Below are 26,300 nucleotides of genomic sequence, written 5' to 3'. Positions count from 1 at the left end.
AGGATCGTTCATGATAAAAGCTGGGATTAAATGGATGTTTTTGATTGTAGGAACGATGATTGGGGCGGGATATGCTTCAGGGAGAGAGCTTTGGCAATTCTTTGGACAGGACAGCAGCCTGGCTATCTTTTTGTTTTGCCTCATGTTCATTCTGTGCTGTGCCGTCATTATGAAGATCAGCTTTAAGAAGCAGAGCGGAGATTATTTACCTGTTCTGCGGGCCATTGTAGGAAAACATTTAACAGGAATTTATGATTGGATGATTATCATTTATCTATTCACGATGACCATTATTATGCTGGCAGGAAGCGGAGCCACCTGGCAGGCCTTTCATTTCTCCTACCGCTTTGGAGTCATGGCACTTGTGGTACCTATGATTCTTTTGTTTGTATGGGATGTAAAAGGGATCGTTACGGTAAACAGCGTGGTCCTTCCCTTATTAATTACTGGTCTTGTAGTCGTTCTAATTATTTTCATTAATGATCAGCAGCTTGAACTGTTTGGTCATCTTCATGAGATAACCAATTGGATGTCCGCTTTTCCTTTTACAGCTCTTAATATCCTTCCATTGATTGCTGTGCTCGGTGCAATTGGGAATCAAGTGAAGCATAAAGGTGAGATATGGATTGCCAGTGCTGGGAGCGGTGCTGTTCTCGGGGTCATCTCTTACCTCTATAATCAAAGTTTAATAGAGATTTCAGATGAGATTATGCTCTACGAAATTCCTTTATTCGCCATATTAAAACACTATCCGTATGAAATGATGCTGTTTATGTCGGTGATGCTCTGGATTGCCATTTTCACGACGGCTGTATCTGGTACTCTCGGACTTGCTACTCGCTTCCGGAATTATTTAAAGCAGCCTCTGTGGATTGTGGCGTTAGCGACCGTTGCTGTGATGCTTCCCTTCACTTCATTCGGGTTTTCTACGCTCGTGGAGTACTTGTATCCGCTGTATGGAATCCTGAATTTATACGTTCTTTTCTCCCTTCTTATTTATCCTTTACGTTCGCGATTCAAAATTCGCTGAAAACCTGTTAAAATGAATTTCATATTCATAGTCGTACAGGAGGGGAAGCGTTGAAAGCGGACGAAGCTGTTGAGGAAGCTTTAACCAGGTGGGAAGAAGCAGTAAAGTATGTGACGGGGCCAGAATTATGGACTAATCTAGCTCTAGGAGCCCTGAAAATCATCTTTATACTGGTGATCTCGTTTTTAGTGATCCGCATAGGAAGGCGAGTGATCTCGCAGTTTTTTGAGAATCGGCGGCGGGGACCTTTTAAAATTACCCAGCGCCGGGAAGCTACATTAAAAAAATTGGTGATCAACGCTTTAACGTATGTGGTGTATTTTGTCTCGTTTATTATGATACTGGAAGCTTTTACTTTAGATGTAGGCGCTCTGCTCGCAGGTGCAGGTATTGCCGGTCTCGCGATTGGTTTTGGAGCCCAGAACCTGGTGCGCGATATCATTTCCGGATTTTTCATCATTTTCGAGGACCAGTTTTCCGTAGGTGATTACATTCGGACATCTGGCGTTGAAGGTTTTGTTGAAGAGGTAGGCATCCGTACGTGTAAAGTCAAATCCTGGACAGGTGAAGTTCATATCCTGCCTAATGGAAATGTCACGCAGGTTACGAACTTTTCCATCTATAACAGTATCGCCGTGGTGGACGTAAGTATTGCGTACGAAGAGGACATTGCCCAGGCCGAGCAAGTAATTCTGGATCTGATGAAAGAGCTTCCCGCTCGTTATGAAGCGATGCTCGATGTACCTGAACTTCTCGGGGTACAGACATTAGGGGCTTCCGATGTGGTCATGAGGATTATCGCTGAAACCCAGCCAATGGAACATTGGATAATAGCTCGAGCCATCCGGAAAGAAGTAAAAACCCGTCTGGACGAAAAAGGAATAGAAATTCCATTTCCACGTATGGTTATGTATTCTCGTGAAGATGATAAATCATTACAGGAAGTGAATGAGTAAAAAATGAGGAGGGAACTCCATGGCAGACAAAAATTACGAATTGAATGATGTTGTTCAAATGAAGAAACCTCACCCGTGCGGGGAAAACCGCTGGAAAATCATTCGTATGGGAGCAGACATTCGTATAAAGTGTGAAGGCTGCGGCCACAGTGTCCTCATCCCGCGCAAAAAGTTTGAATCCAAAATGAAGAAAAAGCTGGAACCTTCCGAACAATAAATCTTTAGCCGCGAAAAGCTCCCTGAAATAGGCGGGCTTTTTAATTTTGGACCGAAAAGTTTAACCAAACCTGGAAAATGGCTAGAATGAAAGTAACAATTAAGAAGGAGTAAGCCTTTGCTTTTGCTTTTCCACAGGTTGTTATTTTCAGACACAGTATCTATAATTGATATGACTAGCATGCATGTATGTAAATCCTTAAGGAGTGAAAGTCTTATATGGCACTAACAGCAGGAATCGTAGGTTTACCGAACGTAGGGAAATCTACGCTATTTAACGCAATTACACAAGCAGGAGCTCTGTCGGCCAACTATCCGTTCGCCACAATAGATCCGAACGTAGGAATCGTGGAAGTACCGGACAGTCGGCTGGAGAAGCTGACCGAGCTTGTTAAACCGAAGAAAACCGTACCTACCGCATTTGAATTCACCGATATTGCAGGTATTGTCAAAGGGGCAAGTAAAGGTGAAGGACTTGGTAACCAATTCCTATCCCACATCCGCCAGGTCGACGCAATCTGCCACGTAGTCCGTGCGTTTGAAGATGAGAACGTCACGCACGTGTCAGGTGAAGTCGATCCCATCACGGACATTGAAACCATCAACCTGGAGCTAATTCTTGCCGACCTCGAAACAGTTTCCAAGCGGATGGACAGAGTAGCTAAAATGGCTCGTCAAAAAGACAAGGATGCTGTAGCAGAATACACGGTTCTTGAGAAATTGAAAGAATCATTAGAGGAAGAAACCCCGGCTCGCGCGGTTGAATTCAGTGATGATCAGGAAAAAATCGTTAAAGGCCTTCATTTACTAACTTCCAAGCCTATCCTCTATGTGGCGAATGTCAGTGAGGATGAAATTGGGGAAGGGGATAATGAAAAGGTTAAGCAAATCCGTGAATTTGCAGCAAAAGAGAATGCAGAAGTTATTGTCGTCTGTGCCAAAATTGAGTCCGAGATTGCTGAGCTTGATGGAGAAGAAAAAGAAGAGTTCCTTGAGGACCTTGGTATTGAAGAATCCGGACTGGATCAGTTAATTAAAGCTACCTACAACCTTCTTGGGCTGGCCACTTACTTTACAGCTGGTGAGCAGGAAGTAAGAGCCTGGACCTTTAAAGAAGGAATGACGGCTCCACAGGCTGCCGGAGTCATTCACACGGACTTCCAGCGTGGTTTCATCCGTGCAGAGACGGTGTCGTATGAAGACCTGGTTGATGCAGGCACGATGGGTGTCGCCCGCGACCGCGGCCGTGTTCGTTTAGAAGGCAAAGAGTATTTAGTGAGAGATGGCGACGTTATTCACTTCCGTTTTAACGTATAAGCGAGGATCCTTCCGTTTTAGTATTGTATTTCTTGGACAACTTTGTTATAATACTACATTGTGAGTAATTAAGAATAGATTACTCCTTGCTCCTATCAGGAATAGGAGCCGTTAAGTCCATAAGGAGGTGAAAACGGATGAGTAGAAAATACGAAATCATGTATATCATCCGCCCAGATATCGAGGAGGAAGCTAAAACTGGAATCATTGATCGTTTCAGCAATATCCTTCAAGATAATGGCGCGGAGGTAGAAGAAGTTAAAGAAATCGGCAAGCGTCGTCTTGCTTATGAAATTAACGACTACCGTGATGGTATCTATGTAACAGTCGACTTCAACGGTACACGTGAAGCGATTAATGAATTCGACCGTCAAGCGAAGTTCACGGATGATATTATCCGCCACATCGCTGTACGCGAAGATGACAAATAAGGAGTGGTTCTGATGTTAAATCGTGTCGTATTAGTCGGCAGATTGACGAAGGATCCTGATTTACGCTATACGCCAAACGGAGTGGCCGTCGCCAACTTCACCATTGCGGTGAACCGACCATTTTCTAATAATCAAGGTGGTCAGGACGCAGATTTTCTTAACTGCGTGGTCTGGAGACGTGCTGCAGAAAACCTAGCCAACTTTATGAATAAAGGCAGTCTTGTAGGAGTAGATGGACGTTTACAGTCCAGAAGCTTTGATAACCAGGAAGGCAAGCGTGTATTTGTAACAGAAGTAGTTGCAGATAGCGTACAATTCTTAGAATCCAAAGGAAGTTCTTCCCAGGGTGGAAGTAATCGTGGAGGCTCAGGATACCAGGCAAATCAGAATCAACAACCATCTGGAAATAATTTCGGATCTAACAACAACAATAACAACAATCAACGAGATGAGGATCCATTCGCAGATAATGGAGAGCCCATCGATATATCAGATGATGATCTGCCATTCTAATTAAGAAAGAGGTGAATGCGACATGGCACGTCGTGGACGCGGAAAACGTAAAAAGGTGTGTTTCTTCACAGCTAATGGAATTACACACATCGATTTCAAAGATGTTGATCTACTAAGACGTTTCGTTTCTGACCGAGGAAAGATTCTTCCTCGCCGAGTAACAGGAACTTCTGCTAAATATCAGCGTAAATTGACGAAAGCAATCAAACGCGCTCGTATTATGGCTCTATTGCCTTACTCTACTGAATAGTAGCGTTAATAAAGACCGTGAAGTCTATTTTAGACTTCACGGTCTTTTTTTTGTGTTTTCCATCTTTGGACCAACGTTCTTCAATAGGATAGCTCTCCAGTGATTGTTTGACCTCATTTCAAGCGATAAAGAGTTACCATCTTAAGTAATGTGATGGTGAATAGACAATAGAATACCATTAAGGTATATATTTCCAAATAAGTCGAAACCTATGGTACCCTTAGGTTATCTACATTCACAATAAGGGAAGGTATCTCGTAATTCTGCATAAATGAAAGTGGGATTTATGACGATGAATTAGAAACAATTCCAAAGGAGTAACTATGCGATATTTAATTATTTTTGGTTTAGCTTTACTTGCTATTTCAATAGGATGTGAGCAAGAGACTTCAAACAAACTAAACAACCAAAAAACTGACGCGAGTACCCAAGCTGAAAAGATGTCTAATCAAGATGAATACATAATTGAAAATACCATAGAAGAAGGACAAACGTTGCGAGTTTTTTCTGCCTATGAATATGTCGAAGAGTATGTAAAAAAGGCTGAAGAAACAGTTGAACAAAGTGATCGGCAAAAACTCTGGAAGACCATTGTGATGGACCGGGTACAAGACGCATGCTTGAGGGGTGAGTACTCTCACCTTGTGAAGGAGTATGTGAATATTCCTCCGAGAGAACTGAAGGAAGTAAAAGATGATATCACCATGATGCAGGCTTCAGAACTTGAAAAAACAGTACTCCAAGCTTTGGAGAAGTCTGCTGATACATTACCTGGAGAAGATACAACGGTTTGTCTTCTTCCACAAGGAGAAATGAGTTTCCCGGGGGTGACTGTAGGGGCAGGTAAGATTTCATTGTTCAATGTCGCATCGGTTAGTAAAGACCGATTGAAGCACATTGTTGCACATGAGTACCATCACAGCACGTGGACAGCAGACTATTCCCTAAACGATGAGGAGTGGGACTTACTTGGCAGCATAGTTTTTGAAGGGAAAGCCGAGTACTTTGGATCCCTCTTATATGGAACACCCCCGACAGAGGTTAAATCAAGGATGGGGAAAGAACAGGAAAAAGCGTTGTGGAAGCAAGCGAAGAGTTTGCTGGACTCGAACGATGCTAGTCGTGTGAATCGTGTACTTTACGGTGAGAAGGGTGAGTATCCGCCCGGTTTTGGGTATATGGCTGGTTACCATATAGTAGAAAAATATGTTGAAAATCATCCTGAGTCATCCATTGAAGAATGGACGAAAACGCCGCCTGAACAGCTCTATAGGGAGAGCGGATATGAAGAATCCTTTTAGTGAGAGAGATTAAAAACTACATATCTCGATTTCAACTCTTCCTATATAAAGAGCATTAGTTAAATGAGCTCGACATAAAAAAAGAACTTCCATAAAAAATGGAAGTGCTTTTTTGCTAGTAATCGAAACTGAACAGCTCTTTTTTAGGAAAGCTGCATAAGCGCGCGGAGCTCATCCCTGTTCGAGACAAGATCTTCTAAAGTATAACCGTCCAGCACTTGAAAGAAAGCCTGCAGCGCATCTCTTAGAACATGTCTAAGCTTACAGGCAGGTGTAATGACACATTCATTGGTCTGGCAGTCAAAGCACTCCAGTAGATAAAAGTCGTCTTCCATGGACCGGACAACTTTTCCAATGTTAATGTCTTCAGGCTTATGGGCAAGCTTAATTCCTCCAGAACGTCCCCGCACCGTATGAATAAGCTCTAATTTATTTAATTCGTGAATAATCTTCCCTAAGTGATTTTCTGAGATGTTAAATACCTCGGAAATCTCTTTTTTATTAGCAAGCTGACCTTCTTTCTTAGCAGCAGTGAAAATTAATACTCGCAGAGCATAATCCGTATATTTTTTTAAACGCATAGGTCAACCCTCACTCTTCTTTTATTTAATCTTATCATAGCCATCATTCCAATGTCTTATTTTCAGATTTTTTCAGCACATTAACGGAATTGTCATAATTGATGTATTTATAATACACCTTTCTTATGTATAATAAAGATATATTATAAATACATCTTTTACGGAGGGGTTTATATGTCTACACAAACGAATCAATTATTAAGTGACCATACGATTAAAGTGATCAAATCAACTGTACCTGTGTTAGAGGAACACGGAGAGGCTATAACTACACACTTTTATCAGCAGCTATTTTTGAATCATCCCGAATTGAAGAATATCTTTAATCAGACCCATCAGAGAAAAGGAGACCAGCCCCGTGCGCTGGCTAACACCGTTTATGCTGCAGCTAAGAACATAGAACACCTGGAAGCTATTCTGCCGAGAGTTAAACAGATTGCTGAAAAACACAGAAGTTTGAACGTCCTGCCGGAACATTATCCAATTGTAGGCGAATATTTGCTGAAAGCTATTAAAGATGTACTTGGAGATGCAGCAACGGATGAAATTATACAATCCTGGGGAGAAGCTTACGGGGTTATAGCGGATGTATTCATTCAGGTAGAAGATCGTATGTACAAGGATGTACGCCAACAGACCGGGGGATGGACAGGATTCCGTGATTTTAAAGTCATTCAAAAGCGTGTAGAAAGTGATGTGATTACATCTTTCTATTTACAGCCGGTCGATGAACAGCCTCTAGCCGATTTTAAGCCTGGCCAATACTTAACGATTAAAGCTGAGATTCCTGGAGACGATTATGACCACTTACGTCAATATAGTCTTTCAGAGGCTCCAGGTGCCCCTTATTACCGTATTAGTGTCAAAAGGGAAGAAGGAAACCAGGAGGTACCGGAAGGCAGGGTTTCGAACTGGCTGCACAGTCAAGTTAGCGAAGGCGAAATTCTTCCAGTCAGTGCACCAGCCGGGGACTTTTATTTAGATGCAGATACCGACAAGCCGCTTGTCCTGTTGAGCGGTGGCGTGGGGCTCACACCGATTTTGAGTATGGGCAGAGCGGTTCAGGATTTACAGCCTGAGCGGGAAGTGTATTTTATTCATGCCGCTCAGAACGGATCGGTCCATGCATTTAAGAAAGATATGCAGACCATGGGGGATAAAACGGTAACCAAAATTATTTATGCCCGGCCGACAGAAGATGACCGTTTGCAGCAATCATTTGATAAGGAAGGATATGTGGATCTTCCATGGTTAAAAGAAGCGGTCCCTCAGGATAGCGAGTTTTATTTCTGTGGTCCTGAAGGCTTTATGAGGGCTGTTAATGAGGCCCTGAAGGAATGGGGAGTATCCGAAGATAGCATTCACTATGAATTCTTCGGCCCTCAGGGAGTTCTGTAAGTTTTATAGGCGGTATTAGCTTCCAGCGGGAGCCAGTCGCTGGTCAAGACGGTTTACAAGATTCATAAATCCATGGATAGCCGGTCCACTTAGAAGGGTGATGAGAATGGTTCCCACTCCAATGGCACCGCCAAAAAGAGCTGCCGCTACGACCAAAAGGATACTGATGAGTACGCGGGAAGTAGTAATGGTCCATCCTGTCAGCTTACGGACTACCAGCATCATCCGGTCAAAAGGATTTGGGGCGAAATCGGCCTGAAGATTGATCGCAATACCTAAGCTCGCAAATAAAATACCGGTTAGTAAACAAAGAATTTGAGCCAGCAGGTTTGGTGATAACATCAGTTCGTTGGACCGGATGATCCATAGCCATAAATCAATTCCAATACCGGTTAGAAGTGAGGTCGCAAGCGCCAGCAGTTCAGGACGTTTCCGCTGGGCTGCTGCATTGAAAAGTATAATCGTGAGACCGACCACGATTTCCCAGCTGCCGATGGTTAGACCAAAAGACCGGTATAACCCTACAAGCAGGGCATCAAAGGGAGAGGTGCCCAACTGTGATTCAATGGTCAGGGCAATGCCGAATGTTAATAGAACAATTCCTAAAGAATAATAAAAACCTCTTTGCCAGATTCGTAACATAATACCTCTCCCTTCTTATTATCCGATTTGATGTTATGATGCTAGTCACTATAACGCTCAGAAGCTCATGTTACAAGAAATCTGCACGTAAAAAAGGCCAGGAGGCATGCCTCCTGGCCTTTTACCTATTCTGCTTAATTTTCTACGTGAGCCCACTTGAATTCAAATTCTGGACCGGTAGAGGTAGTGAATACCCCTTTAATGGATGGTCTGAATAATTGAGCTTTAGCATCCTGATAGATTGGAGCAACGGCTTGATCTTCTTCTAGAAGAAGTTTCTCAGCTTCCATGAAGGCTTCAAAACGTTTCTCCGGCTGCTGTGCATATTCTCCGTTAGCTTTTTCAATAAGAGAATCGTATTCTTCACTTGAATAGTTCATATTATTGTTTTGTCCGTCGGTAACATACATGTTCAAGTAAGTGTTCGGATCTACATAGTCAGGTGCCCAAGTGGCAGCTTCCATTTCAAATTCAGAAGCACTATCACGACGTACACGTTCTTTAAATGGTACTTCCATTATATCAATGGTCAGACCATCAAGCGTGGTTTCCAATTGGTTCTTGTAATAAGCCAATGTTTTCTTAGAGGTTCCTGTGTCGTCTCCAAGAAGTTCAATGGTAACTGAATCTGTACCTAGAGCTTCAAGGGCTTTCTGCCAGTGCTCTTTGGCTTTTTCTTTGTTGGTTTCTACAAGTGATCCCTGCGCCTCACGGTATCCTGTATCGCTGTTAGGCATAGATACGAAATTAGAAGGCACATATCCTTCTGCAGGAACGGATCCATCATTTAAAATTTCATTAACCAGATCTTCCCGGTTAATCGCTAATGAAATGGCCTTACGCGCATCTACGTTTGCCAGGGCCTCATTGTTTTCCTGATTAAATTTAAAGAAGTACAAGTATGGTTTTTTCACGACTTCAAAAGCTTCGTCACTGCGATACTGGTCCACGAATTCAGCATTAAGTTCGGTCTGATCGATTTCTCCAGATTGATAAAGGTTTACGCCTGTAGAAACTTCTTTAATGACTTTAGCGTTAATGGTTTCAAGTTGAACCGTTTCAGCATCCCAGTAATCTTCGTTCTTTACAACAGTCCAGCCTTCACCGTGACTCCACTCGGTCATTTTGAATGGACCATTGGCTAGTGTATGTTCAGCTTCTGTGGCGAAGTCTTCGCCTTTTTCTTCTACATAACTTTGGTTAATTGGCATAAATGTAATAAATACAGTCATTGATTTGAAGTAAGGTACTGGTTTTTCCAGCTCTACTTCAAGTGTTTTATCATCTACTGCAGTGACACCTAATTCTTCAGGATCCACTTCTCCATTACTAACGGCAGTAGCATTTTTAATGATTCCACCAAGGAAGTACGGTCCGTATTCAGAACCTGTATCCGGGTTAACCGCGCGTCTCCATGAATAGACGAAATCATTGGCTGTTACTTCGTCCCCATTGGACCACTTCGCGTCACGCAGTTTAAAGGTCCATGTAAGGCCATCCTCACTAACGGTTCCTTCTTTAGCCATTCCTTCTGTAAGGTTACTATTTTCATCTAGACGGTAAAGACCTTCCAGTGTTTCGCCGGCCCATTGGAATCCGACTGAATCGGTAATTAAGGAAGGATCCATGCTTGGAATTTCACTTTTTGCTGTTACGGTAATGGTTTGATCGCCCGAAGCGTTCCCTTCTGAGCTTTCTTCTGTGTCATTTCCACCTTCACTAGACTCTGATGAGCTCTCATCGCCTCCACCGCTGCATGCTGCTAATACAAAAATGAGCATAAGCGTGAAAAGCAACCAGATTTTGTGGTTTTTTCTCAAGTGTAACTCCCCCTAATTTTTCAAATATATGTACTTTTTGAATTATACAGATAATTATGAATTTTTTCAACGTAATTTTTTTGTAAAAACTGAGAAAAAAGCATCATTACTGAAAATTCAAATTAGATTGACAACACTAATTCTTTTGATAGGATAAAGGAATATCATTTCTTTTTCTTATAAGCAAACGACTAATAATAGGAAAAGAGAATAGAATTTGATGAGAAGGGTGGTTCTAGAAATGAACCGGGAATGGGATATATTGCATACACCGGGTCCGACGCCGATTCCGCCAAGTGTCGACCGGGCCATGATCCAGCCAATGATTGGCCATAGAGGACAGAAATGTAAAGACTTAATAAACAGGATTACTCCGCGCGTGAAGTCCATTTTTGGTACCTCTCAGGATGTGCTTCTACTTACAGGAAGCGGTACCTCTGCCCTGGAAGCAGCTGTAGTGAATACCACCAAGCCGGGAGATGAAGTCATCGCTGTAGTTGCCGGTTCTTTCGGTGCGCGCTTTGCGCAGATCTGTGAGTCCTACGAGCTGAATGTTCATCGTATTGAATTGGAATGGGGAAATGCTGTTCACGTTTCTCAGGTGGAAGAAGCGATTAAGGCTCATCCTGAGACGAAGGCTGTCTTTCTGACTCATTGTGAAACGTCTACAGGGGTCATGCATCCCGTTGAAGAAGTAGCCAAAAAAGTCAATAAGATCAGTAATGCGCTAGTGCTTGTAGATGGTGTGTCCTCTATTGGCGGAGCCCGCATTGAAATGGATCAGTCTGGAATCGATCTCTTAGTGACAGGATCTCAAAAAGCTATGATGCTTCCTGCAGGTCTTGCTTTTGCAGCGGTCAGTGATCGTGCCTGGGAGGTTATTCATGATAATGATCGACCACGCTTTTACTTAGATTTAAGAGCCTATAAGAAAAAACTGGGTGATGGCCAGACACCTTTCACCCCGGCTTTATCTCTTTTATTTGGTTTAGAGGAAGTCTTGAATTTAATAGAAGAAGAAGGTCTGGACGATGTGTTTGAGCGTCATCAGCTTATGAAAAACATGACGCGCGAGGCTTGTAAAGCTCTTAACCTACCCTTACTGGTGGATGATGAGAGTGCTTCGACAACCGTTACGTCTATTCAACCTGCTACCTTTAATGCAGAACAATTCAGAAAGCTTGCGAATGAAGAATTCGGACTTATGGTGGCTGGCGGACAGAACCATATGAAAGGCGAAATTTTCCGAATTGGCCATATGGGTTATTGCCGTCCGGCAAACGTTCTTCAGTATGTAAGCATCTTAGAAATTATATTGAAACGATTGAACCACGATTTCAAACCTGGGGCTGGCGTTGTTGCCGCACAGGAAGTGTATCTCGATCACACCAGGGAGGGAAAATAATGTACCGCGTGTTAATCTGTGACCCTTTAAGTGAAGATGGAATTCGTCCTTTATTGGATGCGGAGGATGTGGAAGCCATTGCAGATCCTTCTCTGAGCCATGAAGAGCTGCTTGAGGCCGTAAAATCCGTGCAAGCTATTATTGTTAGAAGCCAAACACAAGTAACCAGAGAAGTGATTGAACATGCTGAAAACCTGCAGGTGATCGGACGTGCTGGCGTTGGCGTGGACAATATTGATCTTGATGCGGCAACAGAACATGGTGTAGTTGTAGTAAATGCTCCTGATGGAAATACCATTTCCACAGCAGAACATACGATGGCTATGCTGATGTCTCTAGCGCGCAATATTCCTCAAGCCTATCATCAATTGCAGCAAAAACGCTGGGAAAGAAAGAAATTCGTCGGGGTTGAGCTTAAAGGTAAAACGCTCGGCGTGGTCGGTTTCGGCAGAATCGGAAGAGAAGTGGCTCAGCGCGCTAAAGGCCAAAGAATGAAAGTCATCGCCTATGATCCATTTCTTAATCAGGAAAAAGCTGATAAAGCCGGTGTAGATCACGGAACTCTGCAGGAAGTACTGCAGCAGGCAGATTTCTTAACAGTTCATACACCTTTAATGGAAGAAACGAAGCATTTAATTGATCGTGAAGCCATTCAGCTCATGAAACCTGGTGCCAGGATTCTGAACTGCGCCCGCGGTGGAATTGTGGATGAAGATGCGCTTTATCAGGCTATTCAAAGTGGAAAAATTGCCGGAGCGGCGCTTGATGTGTTTGAAGAAGAGCCGGCAACCGAGCACCCTCTTCTTTCTCTTACAGAAGTCATTGCAACCCCGCACCTGGGAGCAAGCACGGTAGAGGCTCAGGAAAATGTTGCGACCGATGTAAGTTACGATGTACTGGAGCACTTAAGAGGCGGAACGGTAAGAAACCCTGTCAATATGCCTTCCGTTTCTTCAGAAATGATGGAACAGCTCTCTCCATATTTCAAGCTGTCTGAACGACTGGGAGCTTTTTTGTCCCGTGTAGTGGAAGGTACGCTTGAGCGCGTAAGTGTATACTATTCAGGAGAACTGACAGACGTGGATACCACGCCGCTTACCAGAATTGCAGTTAAAGGAATTCTGCGCAGACACATCGGACAGCGTGTGAATGACGTGAACGCCTTTAAAACAGCTTCTGATAAAGGCATTGTTATCAATGAGCAAAAGTCGACCTCAACCAAAGGGTTTACCAACTTGCTTACCGTCGAAATTGAAACGGACCAGGAGAAACGAAGTATCGCAGGTACTTTGCTAAATGGTCTTGGAGCTCGTATTGTCCAGCTGGATCAATACTCCATTGACGTGGTCCCGGATGGGAACTTGATTCTTATCCACCACAAAGACCAGCCTGGTGCCATTGGACGTGTAGGGAGTCTCTTATCTGAGCACAATATGAACATTGCTACCATGCAGGTAGGAAGAACCAACCAGGGAGGCGACGCGGTTATGGTTCTGACCGTGGACAAAGAAGTGGAGTCCGAGTGTCAGGATCGACTGGCCCAAATTACGGACATTAATAAAGTTCAGTGCTTAACTCTATAAGATAGAATCTATTCCCGGGGACCTGGTCTCCGGGGATTTTTTGTGTTAAAAGTGACGTGACAAGTGTTGGTGCTCTTCTTAAGCGAGTTGTTCAATAATAGGGCCGATTAGTTGAAGACTCAGTTTCGAGATAATTGGGTCCGTTACGTTAAATGGAAGTAGAGGCTGGTGGGGAAATAACTCGTCTTGTTCTATCACCCAGACACTCGAGACATAAGCCGTTCATCAACGGACGGAAAGACCACCGTCCTTTTGATGCTCGGCTTATGCTGGTCGTGTCTTTCGGGGTGATGCCACATTTGAACACTTTCCTATGGGGGAACGGTGAGCTTCCTCGCTCGTTTCACTCGCTGTGGGATCTCACCTGATTCCTTCTCCCACGGGAGTCTCGCCATTTCCCCACCAGCCCCACTTAGTTAAGAGAAACGGGCCCTTCAGAAAAGAAGTGCTTGGCTTCTATTACCTGCCCGAAATGTTTATGTATCGGGCAATTAATCAAAATTATCGACTTTAAAACGCCTTTCACTGCTTCATGTTATTCCCCTGAAAACTGGTACTTTTTGGGTGATTTCGAGTCTCTGATTCGGCCAGGTCCGAAGGGGGACGATGCAGACTTCTGCGGGATGAACATGATCGGTGAGATCCCGCAGGGCTGTTAAGCCCGAGGAAGCTCAGCACATATAAGAAGTTCGACTAAGATCGCCACGTCCTGTGGCAACGTCGAACGACCCTGCATCGTGCAGGGCCGAAAAGCGAAATCGTCCCCCGCAGGACCAAATTCTCACAAAAGTCTCGAAACTGAGTCTTCAACAAAAGGGAGCTTATCTGTAAGAATGAACACAAAAAGTTAAGAGGATCTTTATTAGAACAGATTCCTAGTCCTATAGAATCACCAAAAAGTTTAATTCGTCTTGTTTTTGGTAACAGAAGAGTAGCAAAACTCTTTATAGGAGAGGAAGAGGAGGAGTCGAATTGACCAAGAAATATGATGCTATTGTGATTGGTGCTGGACATAATGGACTAATCTCGGCTATCCAGCTGGCCGAAAAAGGATGGAAAGTACTGGTCCTGGAAAAGTCATCGAAACCCGGAGGTGCATCGAAGTCCCGAGAAGTGACAGAGCCTGGGTATGTTCATGATGTATATGCGATGAATATTGGTTTGTTTTTAGGATCGCAGTTTTATCAGGAATACGAAGAAGAAATGCAGCGCTTTGGTTTTGAACCCGTAATAAATGACAAGCCTTATGCCAGCGTTTTTCCTGATGATACAGGGATAGGAGCTTACCAGAATCGTAAGGAAATGTTCAAAAGTCTGGCCTATCATTCGACTGATGATACGTATGCGTGGAAGGATCTGAGTCATTATTACGATCAAACGACTCCTCACTTTATGCCGCTCATGCAGATGGAGCTTCCCTCCTATGAGGCCTGGAAGCACGTAATGAAGTCCATGAAACAGCTTAAGTTAAATGGACTGATGGAACTGGGAAGCCATTTGCTACAATCACCACGCGAATTTGTGGATCACTGGTTTGAAAGCGATAAAGTAAAAGCGATGGTGGCCCCGTGGGGACTTCATTTGGATTTTGGTCCTGATGTCTCTAATGGCGCGGTCTTTCCATTCCTGGAATCTATTTTAAATCAGCGCAACGGCATGGCTTTTTCCAAAGGCGGCATTCAAAACATGATCGAGAGCATGGTCAAAATGCTTGAAATCCGGCTTGGTGAGATAAGGACGGAAGCATCCGTAGAACGAGTACTCGTCGAAAGGGGTCAGGCCTATGGAGTGGTCCTCGAAAATGGAGAGGAAATCATAGCTGAAAAGGCTGTTATAGGAAATGTAACTCCTACTCAGATGGTGAACCGTCTGCTTGACGTAAACGATGTTCCAGATCACTATCTTCAAGAAGCCGAGAATTACCGCTATGGTCCAGCGACGATGATGATCCATCTCTCCCTGGACGAACCTCTTCAATGGAAAGCAGGAGAGAAATATTCTGAGTTTGCTTATGTTCACATAGGTCCTTATGTGGAAGACTTAGCAAGAACTTACACCCAGGCTATGAATGGAGAGCTTCCGGACAGTCCCCTGCTGATCGTGGGTCAGCCGGATGTTATGGACGAGACCCGCTCACCTGAAGGGAAATCGACGCTCTGGATTCAAGTAAGGGCCCTCCCTTCTCACGTGAAAAAAGATGCGCTGGGTGAAATTGAACCAGATGAGTGGACCAATATTAAAGAAGCTTATGCGGACCGGGTTATAGAAAAGCTGGCCGCCTACACGCACAACAGTACGTCCGCCATTCGAAAAAGGACCGTACTCTCCCCCGCAGACCTGGAGGGGGATAATCCGAACCTTGTCGGTGGAGATAGTGTAAGTGGAAGTCACCACATCTTCCAAAACTACGTATTCCGACCAACACCCGGCTATTCCCGTTACAAGACACCGGTGGATCGCTTATACATGGTAGGAGCTGCAACCTGGCCTGGAGGTGGATTGAACGGAACTTCTGGCTGGCTGCTTGCAAATAAATTATAAGAAACGTGCCCTGGAAGAAATTCTTCCAGGGCTTTTTACATGATGCGCTTCATAACGCCTCGCTCGTTATCTTTTTCTCCATTCAAATTCAATGTTTTGACTTTCGACAACCAACTTGTTAAATTAAATTCCGACCTAAATTATCAACATTAGAAGGAGGTCTGGTAGTGTGTCAGAGAAAAAAGAAACACCATCGTCATCACGAAAATTATTATTTCGAATATTAGATGGCATTGAGTGGCTCGGAAATAAGCTTCCGTCCCCACTTCTGTTATTTGCAATTTTAGCCCTCATTGTTGTTATTATATCGGGCATATTTTCTTCTGTTTCCGTGACGAACCCCACGTCAGGAGAAGTGGTTCAAGTCAAAAACTTATTCAGTCTAAGCGGCCTGGATTACATTTTTAACAGTGCCGTTGAAAACTTTATAGGATTCCCGCCGCTTGGAGCGGTGCTCGTCACGATGCTCGGAATTGGTTTAGCGGAACAAACCGGATTAATTAATTCTTCATTAAAAGGAATTGTATTTTCTTTCCCGAACCGATTGCTCACAGCAGCGCTGGTATTTGCCGGTGTCATGTCCAGTGTAGCCGTTAATGCTGGGTATGTGGTTCTTCCGCCACTCGGCGCCGTACTTTTTCTAGGGTTAGGCCGGCACCCGCTAGCTGGTCTGGCGGCTGCGTTCGCAGGTGTATCAGGCGGATTTGGAGCCAATTTGGCCCTCACTTCCACCGATGCCGTGCTGCAGGAATTAACCGTTGAAGCTACACGAACGCTTGACCCTGCTTATGCAGAAACGATTACCGTAACGATGAACTACTTCTTTGCGGCAGTGTCTGTACTGCTGGTGACAATCGTAGGTACGCTTGTGACCGATAAGATTGTTGAACCTCGATTAGGTCGTTATGAAGGTGAGGAAAACGGAGAGATCGACGAGCTTACCTCTCTTGAAAAAAGAGGGATGCGCTTCGCTGGTATAGGTTTTCTATTTACCTTCCTCTTAATGGCTTATCTATCGTTTGGACCACTGCGCGGTGATGGAGCTTACATCGATTCACCATTCTTTAATGCTCTGGTCTTTGTTATTTTCATTTTATTCCTTGTTCCAGGTCTGATTTATGGAATAGTGGTTAAAGAGATTAAGAACGATAAGGACCTTACGAAGCTGTTAGGTAAAACAATGGCCAGTATGAGTGGATATATTGCTCTGGCTTTTACGGCCGGTCAATTTATTGCTTATTTCCGTGAAACAAATCTCGGAACGGTGATTGCTTTTAAAGGAGCGGATTTCTTAAATTCCACGGGATTCGATGGAATTGGTCTTATCCTGACCTTCCTTGGGCTGACTATGGTGGTGAACTTCTTTATTGGAAGTTCTTCAGCAAAATGGACGATCTTAGCCCCGGTGTTTGTTCCGATTATGATGAATCTTGGTTATTCTCCTGAGTTTACAACGCTGCTGTACCGGATTGCTGACTCAGTGACGAACATGATTACGCCGTTGCTTCTTTATTTCCCGGTTATTATTGCTTTTGCTCAGCGTTATGATAAGAAACTAGGTATTGGAACACTCATTTCCATGATGATTCCTTACTCAGTCGCATTCCTGCTAGCTTGGCTACTTATGCTGCTGGTTTGGGTACTGCTCGGTATTCCAGTAGGACCGGGAGCTCCTATCAGTTATTAATAGGATGACTTACGATTAACAAAGCAGACTTCCTTCTAGAGGAAGTCTGCTTTTTCATTGGCGCTGTAACAACGTAGGGGATTAAATTATTAAACTAACGGGCCGTTTAGTTGAAGACTCAATTTCAAGATATCTTAGGTCCGTTGCTGATATAGAGAGGAGCTGGCTACGGAAACAACTCGCTTTCCTGCGGCCCTACAAGACGTAGGGTCGATCGACGTTGCCACAGGACGTGGCGACTTTAGTCGATCCTCCTTTTCTCAGGCGCCTCCTCGGTCGCTTCACTCCCTGTGGGGTCTCGCCTAGCTCCTTCTCCCGCGGGAGTCTCGTCGTTTCCTTCGCCACCCTATGATGGAAGGGTGAACGGACCCTTCTATAAGCGGTAGGGAGATGCTTGATCCGCCTCAAAAGCTTCTATAGCAGTGATTATCTACACGTATACGCTAATTGTTATACGTTTATCTGAGTCATAAGGCTGGACGTTTCAAACATGATTTCGAGCTCCCTATTTCGCAAGGTCCGGAGGGGGACGATGAAGACTTCTGCGGGATGAACATGATCGGTGAGATCCCGCAGGGCTGTTAAGCCCGAGGAAGCTCAGCACATGCCCGCGAAAAGCGAAATCGTCCCCCGCAGGACCAAATTCTCACAAAAGTCTCGAAATCGAGTCTTCAAGTAATGGGAGCTTTTCTGTAAGAAGCAGTAGCGAATTTGATAGTAGTTATTGGGCCACTATTCCTGATTAAAAAAGAGCCGGTTTTTCCGGCTCCTTTAAATTTTCCTATTTATTTAAGAGGGTGGACGGAGGCTTCACGGTTCGTAAACACGTGGACTTCCTCATATCCAGCAGATTTTGCAAGCTCAACGGCCTCTTCATAACGATGACCTACATGATCCGGTTTATGAGCATCGGAACAGAGAACGATTCCAACGCCCGCATCCTTACAGATTTGCAGCAGTTCAGGATCCGGGTACATTTCTCCTACCGGTTTTCTGAGACCAGCTGTACTAATTTCAATACATGTACCTGTAGAAGCCAGTGCTTCAGCTGCTCGTTTATACTGTTCACGCAGGAATTCCTGATCGTCAGGACGGTAGCCAAATACTTTAATAACGTCAATGTGACCGACAAAATCAAATAAGCCGGACTCGGCAAGCGTCACGACGCGGTCGAAGTATTGTCGGTAGACTTCATAAAGATCCCTTTTCTCATATTCTTCACGGAAAGTAGCAAGGTCAATTCCCCACTCATCAATCCAGTGAACGGAGCCAATCACATAGTCAAAAGGATGCTCAGAAATAAAAGCTTCCATTTCTTTTTCTTTCCCAGGCATATAATCCATTTCAATGCCCATTTTGATCGTCAGACCTTCCTTTTTAGCCTGGTCAAACATATTCTGATAAGTACTGAAATCGAGCGTTCGGCGGTTTTCCACCCACGGATTTGAGAGGATCGGTCTCGTCTCCTGAAAAAAGTAGGCGTGTTCAGAAATGCCTAGCTCTTGTATTCCTTCTGCTTTTGCTTTTTCAATGTAAGTTTTTAAATAATCGACCTCAAGGTTACCGGTTTCGGCCATGTGTACATGATAGTCAGTCCGCATGATCATCCTCCTAAAATTCGCAATATTACATTTAATCATATCAGACAACAGACATTTCTACCAAAATCGTCACTTTCTATAAGAAGAATGAGAAGAATAGGAAAAACGATATATGTTAAAATAGATAAGCTAGTAGTTGGATGATAGAAATAGAGGTGTTTCTGGAAATGAATGACACAAAAAGAATTACGGAAGGGGCTTTAATGACAGGCGTTTATCTGCTATTGTTATTGGTAATTATTTTCATGCCAATCTGGTTTGGACCTGTCCTGTTATTTACGCTTCCCATTCCTTTCATATTTTACAGCTATCGGCACGGCTGGAAAGCAGGAGCTTTAATGTTTACGGCTGCTTTATTGTTTACCCTGCTATTTGGACCCGTTTTTTCAATGTTCACTTTATTAGCAGGGATTGGCGGGGTCTTCTTAGGCGGAGCCCTGTATAATAAACAATCTTCTTTAGAGGCGTGGGCTTTTGGATCAGTCGGCTTTAGTATTGGCGCAGCCGGTATTTATCTGGCCTCTCAGTTCCTATTCGATATTAACTGGGGAGAGCAGATTAGTGCGAGTCTAGATGAGGCCTTCACCAGGACGAATAATATGCTTCCGGGAATGGTCGGAGGCGAGAGTACAGAAGCTTCCTTAGAAGCTTTACGTGAAACGATTGAATTCCTGCCGGATATTATTCCAAGTATTCTGGTTATGACAGGGATTGTTTTTGCTTTCATCAGTCAGTGGCTGACGTATAAAGTGATTAACCGAGTGGATAAAAAACAATTCCGCTTTCCTCCATTTAAAGAATTTAAGCTGCCGACCGCAGTTTTATGGTATTACTTCTTTGCATTGATTTTAACCTATATTCCTACGAATGAAGAAGGATTGCTTTACTTAGGGTCGATCAACGTCTACACGTTGGCCGGAAGCCTGCTCGTATTGCAAGGGTTCTCTTTTATCTTTTACTATGCAGAAGTGAAGAAATGGTCAAAGGCCATACCAGTCGTAATTGTCGTGATTTGCCTTTTACTTCCACAAATCTTACTGTATCTTGTGCGAATCTTAGGTATAATTGATATAGGATTTTCTCTTAGAGAACGGATTAAAGGAAAGAAATGAGCTCGTATAAGATGGTAGGAGCTGAATGGAATGCCTAACTTTTTTAAAAAGCCAACGATGAGCGGACACTTATGGATTATTTATTTGATTTCCTTAGTGCTGCTTGCATTTATTTGGTATTATCAGTGGACGCTTGGGATGATGATGACGCTGTTTTTAGCAGCCTCCATCTTCTACAGTGTTCGAACTGAGCAGAACATGATTAACGAAACGGAAGAATATATATCGACTCTTTCCTACCGGGTGAAAAAAGTAGGGGAAGAGGCGCTGCTTGAGATGCCTATTGGAATTATTTTATTTAGCGAAAACTATAAGATTGAATGGGCTAATCCTTATATGAATCGATTTACAAAGGATGACACGATCGTAGGTAAATCTCTTAAGCAATTATCTGAGCAGTTAATTGCACCTATTAAAGAGGACGAGAGTGAAGTCTGGATTACAGTAGGGGACTACAAACTTCAGACGATAATTAAAAAAGATGAACGCTTACTCTATTTATTTGATCGTACAAAGCAAACGGAGATTCATAATCTTTATCAAAACGAACAAACCGTTCTGGCCATCATATTCCTGGATAATTACGAAGAAATTACGCAGGGAATGGATGATACGGCCAAAAGTCACATAAATTCGCAGGTTACCTCTATCTTAAATAGATGGGCTGGTAATTATGGAATCTACTTGAAGCGTACCTCTCAAGAACGCTTTGTGGCTGTCATGAACCAGGAAATTCTGAAGAAATTAGAGAAAGCCAAATTCGAAATCCTTGATGATGTACGTGAGTTGATCACAGATCAGAACGTGCCTCTCACGCTGAGTTTCGGTATCGGCGTAGGGCCGATCAGTCTTCCAGAACTGGGCGAACTTTCCCAGTCAAGCCTGGACCTTGCTCTCGGGCGCGGCGGTGATCAGGTTGCGATCAAGGATGATACAGGAAAAGTACGTTTCTATGGCGGTAAAACGAATCCAATGGAAAAAAGGACACGTGTTCGTGCCCGTGTTATTTCCCACGCCATGAAAGAATTGGTTCAGGAAAGTGAAAAAGTTCTGATTATGGGGCATAAATCCCCGGATATGGACTCGGTTGGGGCATCCATCGGGATTTTGAAAATTGCTCAGGCTAATGATAAACAGGCCGCTATTGTACTTGACCCCAATGATATTGATACGGGCGTTCAGCGTATGATCGAAGAAATTGAGCAGGATGAAGAGCTGTGGCAATACTTTATCCCGCCGGAAGATGCTCTGGAAATGGTGACGAATAACTCCCTTCTGGTCGTAGTGGATACGCATAAGCCTTCCTTAGTCATGGAAGAGAAATTACTCTCCAAAACTGAGCATGTGGTCGTCATTGACCACCACCGCCGGGCGGAAGAGTTTATCTCTGATCCTACACTTGTCTATATGGAGCCATATGCTTCATCAACAGCGGAACTGGTGACGGAATTGCTGGAATATCAGCCTAAGAAACTGAAACTTTCCATGCTTGAATCTACGGCCCTGCTTGCAGGGATTATTGTTGATACGAAGAGCTTTACGCTGCGGACCGGATCCCGGACATTTGATGCTGCTTCTTATTTGAGGTCAAAAGGAGCGGACACGGTCCAGGTTCAGAAGTTTATGAAAGAAGATCTGGATGTTTATATCCGAAGAAGTAAGTTGATCGAGCGAGCGGAAGTGTACCGGGACGGAGTAGCCATTTCAACTGGTCATAAAGGGGAAACCTATGGCCCCGTCATTATTGCGCAAGCTGCCGATACACTCCTTACGATGAGTGGTGTTGTCGCATCCTTCGTTATATCCGAGCGTAAGGACGGTCGTATTGGAATCAGTGCCCGCTCTCTAGGTGATATTAACGTTCAGGTTCTTATGGAACGGATGAATGGAGGCGGCCATTTAACGAACGCCGCTACTCAGCTTGAAGACACAACGATTGAAGATGCAAAAGGATTGTTGCAAGATATAATTGACGAGTATTTTGAAGGGGGAGACACAGAATGAAGGTAATTTTTAATCAAGATGTAAAAGGTAAAGGGAAAAAAGGCGAAATCAAGGACGTATCTGATGGCTATGCCCGCAACTATCTTCTTAAAAATAACTTAGCGGTGGAAGCGACTAAAGGAAACGTCCAGGCTCAGAAAGCCATTGATGCCAAGCAGGAGCAGAAAGCCCAGGAAGAAATCGATGAAGCTGAAAAGCTGAAAGAAACCTTAAAAGATATGGAAGTCAAACTAACGGCTAAGTCCGGCGACAATGGTCGTCTTTTCGGTTCTATTACAAGTAAGCAGATTGCTGAAGAATTGAAGAAAGCTCATAATATTAAAATCGACAAACGAAAAATCGAACTGGATGACCCGATCCGTAATCTTGGTTACACGAATGTACCGGTGAAGCTTCACCCAGAAGTTACGGGTACGATCCGTGTTCACATCGAAGAAAAATAAACGACCTGACGATGATCTGAATGTTCGTTTATGAAGCATCTATTATGAGCGCCTGGCCTTTTAACCCTCAGCACGATTGGAACATGTGTGTGAAGCAGTGAAGGGGTCGGGTGCTTATATTTTGTTTGGAACCAACCAGAGGAGGAACAGCTAGTGAGTGAAGTATGGAATGACCGGACGCCGCCCCATAATATTGAAGCTGAACAGGCGGTACTGGGTGCGGTCTTTTTAGAGCCTGAAGCCATGTCCACTGCCTCAGAATATTTGCTGCCCGAAGACTTCTATCGTGCCAGTCATCAGCGGATTTTTGAAGTGATGATGACGCTGGCTGATAAAGGAGAACCAATTGACCTGGTAACGGTAACTTCGGCTTTATCCAATAATAAAGTATTAGAAGAAGTGGGAGGGGTCTCCTATCTTACCGATGTGGCAAACTCCGTACCTACGGCAGCCAATATTACGTACTATACGAAGATTGTCAGCGAGAAATCAACGTTAAGAAGTCTGATCAGGACAGCCACGAACATCGTAACCACCGGATATTCGGAAGAAGAAGACCTGGAGGATGTCCTGAACTCGGCTGAAAAAGATATACTGGAAGTTTCCCAGAGAAAGAACTCCAGTGCTTTTAAAAGTATTAAAGACGTACTAATCGATGTTTACGATAATATTGAACAGCTTCACAATCAAGAAGGCGGCGTAACCGGAATTCCCACAGGTTATCGTGATCTTGACAATATTACCTCCGGTTTTCAGCGGAATGACCTGATCATCATCGCAGCCCGTCCTTCTATGGGTAAGACCGCCTTTGCTTTGAATATTGCTCAGAATGTGGCTGTTCATACAGAAGAGAATGTGGCAATCTTCAGTTTGGAGATGGGAGCGGATCAGCTGGTTTCCCGTATGCTATGTGCGGAAGGGAATATTGATGCTCAGCGGCTTCGTACAGGTCACATGGAAGCAGAAGACTGGAATAAGCTGACCATGGCGATGGGGAGTTTATCGAATGCCGGAATCTATATTGACGATACCCCCGGTATCCGTGTGAGCGAAATTCGCTCCAAATGCCGACGGTTAAAGCAAGAACACGGTCTTGGTATGATCCTGATCGATTATCTGCAATTAATTCAGGGAAGCGCTAATTCCAAGGAAAACCGACAGCAGGAGGTTTCTGAGATTTCACGTTCCCTGAAGGGGCTCGCGCGTGAGCTTAACGTTCCTCTCATTGCCTTGTCTCAGCTGTCACGTGGTGTGGAGTCTCGTCAGGACAAGCGCCCCATGATGTCCGACCTGCGTGAATCAGGGTCAATCGAGCAGGATGCCGATATCGTTGGCTTCTTATACCGTGATGACTATTACGACCAGGAATCTGAGAACCAGAACATTATTGAAATTATTATATCCAAACAAAGAAATGGTCCTGTCGGCAACGTCGAACTTGCCTTCGTGAAGGAGTATAATAAGTTCGTAGATTTGGATCACCGCTATAGCGAAGCAGACATTCCTCCGGCCTAATTCTTATCATATCAAAACCCCCGTCAGAAGCTGATCATCAGCTCCTGGCGGGGGTTTTTGTCTGTCTAATATTTCCACCTCAGGTCATCCATATATTGGGATTCATTATTTTAGCCAATGGTAGATGGCCTGGGCTACGCCGTGGCTGTCGTTGTGAGCGGTTATAAACTCACTGGCTTCTTTTACGACATCTTTGGCATTTTCCATAGCCGCACTATGGCCGGCCGTATGAAGCATGGATAGGTCATTGGAACTGTCTCCAATCGCAGCGGTTTCGCTGATTGGAAGGTACAGATGGGCAGCGAGCTTTTGCAGGGCAAGCCCTTTGGACGCATTTTTATGCTCAAACTCAAAGTTATGGTTGGCTGAACTGACAAGGGTAAGGTCTGGGTTCGATTCAAAGGTGTGCCAGCCTTTGTCGAGCTTTTCCTGTTCAAATGAGAAGGCCAGAATATTATAGACAGGTGATCCCGACTCCGTAATATCCTTGTAGGAATCCACATGATAAAAACCGGTCTGGCTGAATTGTTTTTCCAGGGCTTTTTCAAGCTCTTCTATATCAGCCTCGGGGTTGGCGCTCTTAATGCGATCCATTTCTATTTGTAAGAGGCGGCGTCCATTTTGAGGGGTTAAGATGGAAGAATCACTGAATACTTCGTAATAGAATTGCTCCTGTTCAAGCCAGCTTAATATAGCTTCCGCGTCTTTTTCTTCAATAGGTACCGAATCGAACAGCGTGCCGTTCGGGCGGTGGATGGTAGCTCCATTTGCGCCAATGACCCAGGTGGCGAGATCCGTATGAGCGAATACTTCCCGGACATCGAACTCAGCCCGTCCAGTAGCGACGACCACTTCTACTCCTTGAGCTTGCGCGTATTTTATGGCCTTTATATTCTCTTCGCTAATCTTGTGGCTGCTGTTAAGCAGGGTACCGTCTAAATCTATTGCAATTAACTCCATATGTCTTTCTCCTCCTCCGTTACAAGTAATTCTACCTGATTCATTTCCAGCAGGTCGCGGAAATTCTGTTCAGGCGTGCGGTCTGTTATCATAACGTCAATATCTTCTAATGTAGCGAACTGAAAGAACTCCGTGACGCCGATCTTAGTGTGGTCGGCAAGCACAATCACCTGCCTGGCTTGTTCCATCATCTTGCGCTTCACCATTCCATCCTCTTCATGCCCAATAGTCAATCCTTGCTCTGATATACCTACCACACCTATAAATGCTTTATCGACATGATACTGGTTCAGTTTGTCGATGGTAGAAGTTCCGTACAGGAAACCATGTTCTTTATGAAGCTCCCCGCCAAGAAGATGAATCCTGAGATGATGGTTGCCTGATAGAATCTCAGCCTGATGGATGGAATTCGTGATGACGGTCATCTCCGTGTCTTCGAGTTCTCCCGCACATGCCTGCACAGTGGTGGAAGTATCAAGAATAACGGTATCACCTGGGGCCAGGATTGAAGCGGCCCGCTTTCCAATTTCTCTTTTTTCAGCCGTTACGCTATGAAGGCGGTGCCGATAATTCTTGATTTCAGGGCTGGTTCCAGGTGAAATGGCCCCCCCTCTGGTTCGGACAATCGCTCTTTTATTTTCTAATTTAACAAGGTCTCTTCTTGCGGTATCTCTGGATACATCAAATAACTCACAAATTTGATCCACGGAAATACGCCGATTTTCGTTTATGTAATCCACGATCTCCACCAATCGTTCTTCCTGATACATCGATTCCCTCCCTGTATGTATTATATAAGTCATCATAAGTCAGGAAGGATAATATTTCAATCCTTATAAGTAAATGTAAGCAATCATAATGAAATGCGATTTGTGATAACCGAACTATTAAATGGATGAATTGGTTTATTGTTCGGGAATTGCGTTGACTTGCAAGGATATCATTGGTAAACTGACGGTGGAAATAATATAAAACAAATTTTTGGCGGAGGTGC

Annotated in this window: 23 protein-coding genes; 17 read left to right on the top strand and 6 right to left on the bottom strand. The window is 44.1% G+C overall.

The window, feature by feature from the left end; genetic code table 11:
• Positions 1 to 10 precede the first annotated feature (10 nt).
• The 8 genes from LCM11_RS13910 to LCM11_RS13875 all read left to right on the top strand — a co-directional run bounded on the left by LCM11_RS13910 (position 11) and on the right by LCM11_RS13875 (position 6,014).
• Complete coding sequence (locus LCM11_RS13910) at positions 11 to 1,030, top strand: hypothetical protein (protein ID WP_224894889.1); 1,020 nt, start codon at positions 11 to 13, stop codon at positions 1,028 to 1,030.
• A gap of 50 nt (positions 1,031 to 1,080) precedes the next feature.
• A complete protein-coding gene (locus LCM11_RS13905) occupies positions 1,081 to 1,986 on the top strand; it encodes a mechanosensitive ion channel family protein (RefSeq protein ID WP_224894888.1) in 906 nt (301 codons plus the stop codon).
• Between the two features lie 19 nt (positions 1,987 to 2,005).
• Positions 2,006 to 2,203, top strand: a complete 198-nt coding sequence (locus LCM11_RS13900) for a DUF951 domain-containing protein (RefSeq protein ID WP_089750468.1) — start codon at positions 2,006 to 2,008, stop codon at positions 2,201 to 2,203.
• Between the two features lie 218 nt (positions 2,204 to 2,421).
• A complete protein-coding gene (ychF, locus tag LCM11_RS13895) occupies positions 2,422 to 3,519 on the top strand; it encodes a redox-regulated ATPase YchF (RefSeq protein WP_224894887.1) in 1,098 nt (365 codons plus the stop codon).
• A gap of 137 nt (positions 3,520 to 3,656) precedes the next feature.
• The gene (gene rpsF / locus LCM11_RS13890; RefSeq protein ID WP_014645361.1) at positions 3,657 to 3,950 is read left to right on the top strand and encodes a 30S ribosomal protein S6; all 294 of its coding nucleotides are present in this window, start codon (positions 3,657 to 3,659) and stop codon (positions 3,948 to 3,950) included.
• Positions 3,951 to 3,962: 12 nt separating this feature from the next.
• The gene (gene ssb, locus LCM11_RS13885; RefSeq protein WP_224894886.1) at positions 3,963 to 4,463 is read left to right on the top strand and encodes a single-stranded DNA-binding protein; all 501 of its coding nucleotides are present in this window, start codon (positions 3,963 to 3,965) and stop codon (positions 4,461 to 4,463) included.
• 22 nt (positions 4,464 to 4,485) lie between these two features.
• Entirely contained in the window at positions 4,486 to 4,713 is a 228-nt protein-coding gene (rpsR, locus tag LCM11_RS13880) for a 30S ribosomal protein S18 (RefSeq protein ID WP_089750462.1), read from the top strand.
• Between the two features lie 323 nt (positions 4,714 to 5,036).
• The gene (locus LCM11_RS13875) at positions 5,037 to 6,014 is read left to right on the top strand and encodes a DUF2268 domain-containing putative Zn-dependent protease (RefSeq protein WP_224894885.1); all 978 of its coding nucleotides are present in this window, start codon (positions 5,037 to 5,039) and stop codon (positions 6,012 to 6,014) included.
• Positions 6,015 to 6,157: 143 nt separating this feature from the next.
• On the opposite strand, the gene LCM11_RS13870 is transcribed toward LCM11_RS13875, so the two are convergent.
• Positions 6,158 to 6,595, bottom strand: coding sequence for an Rrf2 family transcriptional regulator (locus LCM11_RS13870; protein WP_224894884.1), 438 nt, complete (start codon positions 6,593 to 6,595; stop codon positions 6,158 to 6,160).
• 174 nt (positions 6,596 to 6,769) lie between these two features.
• Here LCM11_RS13870 and hmpA point away from each other — a divergent pair, with 174 nt between their 5' ends.
• Entirely contained in the window at positions 6,770 to 7,993 is a 1,224-nt protein-coding gene (hmpA, locus tag LCM11_RS13865; protein ID WP_224894883.1) for an NO-inducible flavohemoprotein, read from the top strand.
• A gap of 15 nt (positions 7,994 to 8,008) precedes the next feature.
• Here the strand turns inward: hmpA and LCM11_RS13860 are convergent, their stop codons facing one another.
• Both LCM11_RS13860 and LCM11_RS13855 read right to left on the bottom strand, forming a co-directional pair.
• The gene (locus LCM11_RS13860; RefSeq protein WP_224894882.1) at positions 8,009 to 8,635 is read right to left on the bottom strand and encodes a YczE/YyaS/YitT family protein; all 627 of its coding nucleotides are present in this window, start codon (positions 8,633 to 8,635) and stop codon (positions 8,009 to 8,011) included.
• A gap of 134 nt (positions 8,636 to 8,769) precedes the next feature.
• Entirely contained in the window at positions 8,770 to 10,455 is a 1,686-nt protein-coding gene (locus LCM11_RS13855; RefSeq protein WP_224894881.1) for a peptide ABC transporter substrate-binding protein, read from the bottom strand.
• Positions 10,456 to 10,696: 241 nt separating this feature from the next.
• On the opposite strand from LCM11_RS13855, the gene LCM11_RS13850 reads away from it, so the two are divergent.
• From LCM11_RS13850 to LCM11_RS13835, 4 genes are all read left to right on the top strand, one after another.
• On the top strand, positions 10,697 to 11,860 hold the full coding sequence (locus tag LCM11_RS13850; protein WP_224894880.1) for a pyridoxal-phosphate-dependent aminotransferase family protein: 1,164 nt from the start codon (positions 10,697 to 10,699) through the stop codon (positions 11,858 to 11,860).
• Entirely contained in the window at positions 11,860 to 13,443 is a 1,584-nt protein-coding gene (gene serA, locus LCM11_RS13845; RefSeq protein WP_224894879.1) for a phosphoglycerate dehydrogenase, read from the top strand. The genes LCM11_RS13850 and serA overlap by 1 nt, the downstream gene beginning before the upstream one ends.
• Positions 13,444 to 14,415: 972 nt before the next feature.
• Positions 14,416 to 15,984, top strand: coding sequence for a phytoene desaturase family protein (locus LCM11_RS13840; RefSeq protein WP_224894878.1), 1,569 nt, complete (start codon positions 14,416 to 14,418; stop codon positions 15,982 to 15,984).
• A 169-nt stretch (positions 15,985 to 16,153) separates the two neighbouring features.
• Complete coding sequence (locus LCM11_RS13835; RefSeq protein WP_224894877.1) at positions 16,154 to 17,671, top strand: AbgT family transporter; 1,518 nt, start codon at positions 16,154 to 16,156, stop codon at positions 17,669 to 17,671.
• Between the two features lie 785 nt (positions 17,672 to 18,456).
• Here the strand turns inward: LCM11_RS13835 and LCM11_RS13830 are convergent.
• Entirely contained in the window at positions 18,457 to 19,272 is an 816-nt protein-coding gene (locus LCM11_RS13830) for a histidinol-phosphatase (protein WP_224894876.1), read from the bottom strand.
• Between the two features lie 167 nt (positions 19,273 to 19,439).
• On the opposite strand from LCM11_RS13830, the gene LCM11_RS13825 reads away from it, so the two are divergent.
• The 4 genes from LCM11_RS13825 (at position 19,440) to dnaB (ending at position 24,346) form a co-directional block, all read left to right on the top strand.
• On the top strand, positions 19,440 to 20,384 hold the full coding sequence (locus LCM11_RS13825; RefSeq protein WP_224894875.1) for a YybS family protein: 945 nt from the start codon (positions 19,440 to 19,442) through the stop codon (positions 20,382 to 20,384).
• A gap of 30 nt (positions 20,385 to 20,414) precedes the next feature.
• Positions 20,415 to 22,388, top strand: a complete 1,974-nt coding sequence (locus LCM11_RS13820; protein WP_224894874.1) for a DHH family phosphoesterase — start codon at positions 20,415 to 20,417, stop codon at positions 22,386 to 22,388.
• The gene (rplI, locus tag LCM11_RS13815) at positions 22,385 to 22,831 is read left to right on the top strand and encodes a 50S ribosomal protein L9 (RefSeq protein ID WP_089750437.1); all 447 of its coding nucleotides are present in this window, start codon (positions 22,385 to 22,387) and stop codon (positions 22,829 to 22,831) included. Before LCM11_RS13820 ends, rplI begins: the two co-directional genes overlap by 4 nt.
• 153 nt (positions 22,832 to 22,984) lie before the next feature.
• A complete protein-coding gene (gene dnaB, locus LCM11_RS13810) occupies positions 22,985 to 24,346 on the top strand; it encodes a replicative DNA helicase (protein WP_014645346.1) in 1,362 nt (453 codons plus the stop codon).
• A gap of 105 nt (positions 24,347 to 24,451) precedes the next feature.
• Here dnaB and LCM11_RS13805 read toward each other — a convergent pair whose 3' ends face one another.
• Together LCM11_RS13805 and LCM11_RS13800 are read right to left on the bottom strand one after the other, a co-directional pair.
• Complete coding sequence (locus LCM11_RS13805; RefSeq protein ID WP_224894873.1) at positions 24,452 to 25,306, bottom strand: Cof-type HAD-IIB family hydrolase; 855 nt, start codon at positions 25,304 to 25,306, stop codon at positions 24,452 to 24,454.
• Positions 25,297 to 26,076: a DeoR/GlpR family DNA-binding transcription regulator gene (locus LCM11_RS13800; RefSeq protein WP_224894872.1), complete on the bottom strand. Its 780-nt coding sequence runs from the start codon at positions 26,074 to 26,076 to the stop codon at positions 25,297 to 25,299. Before LCM11_RS13800 ends, LCM11_RS13805 begins: the two co-directional genes overlap by 10 nt.
• Between the last annotated feature and the right edge of the window lie 224 nt (positions 26,077 to 26,300).

The organism is Halobacillus halophilus (assembly GCF_020171985.1).
Taxonomy (GTDB): domain Bacteria; phylum Bacillota; class Bacilli; order Bacillales; family Halobacillaceae; genus Halobacillus; species Halobacillus halophilus_A.
This window is presented reverse-complemented; position numbering and strand designations above follow the sequence as displayed.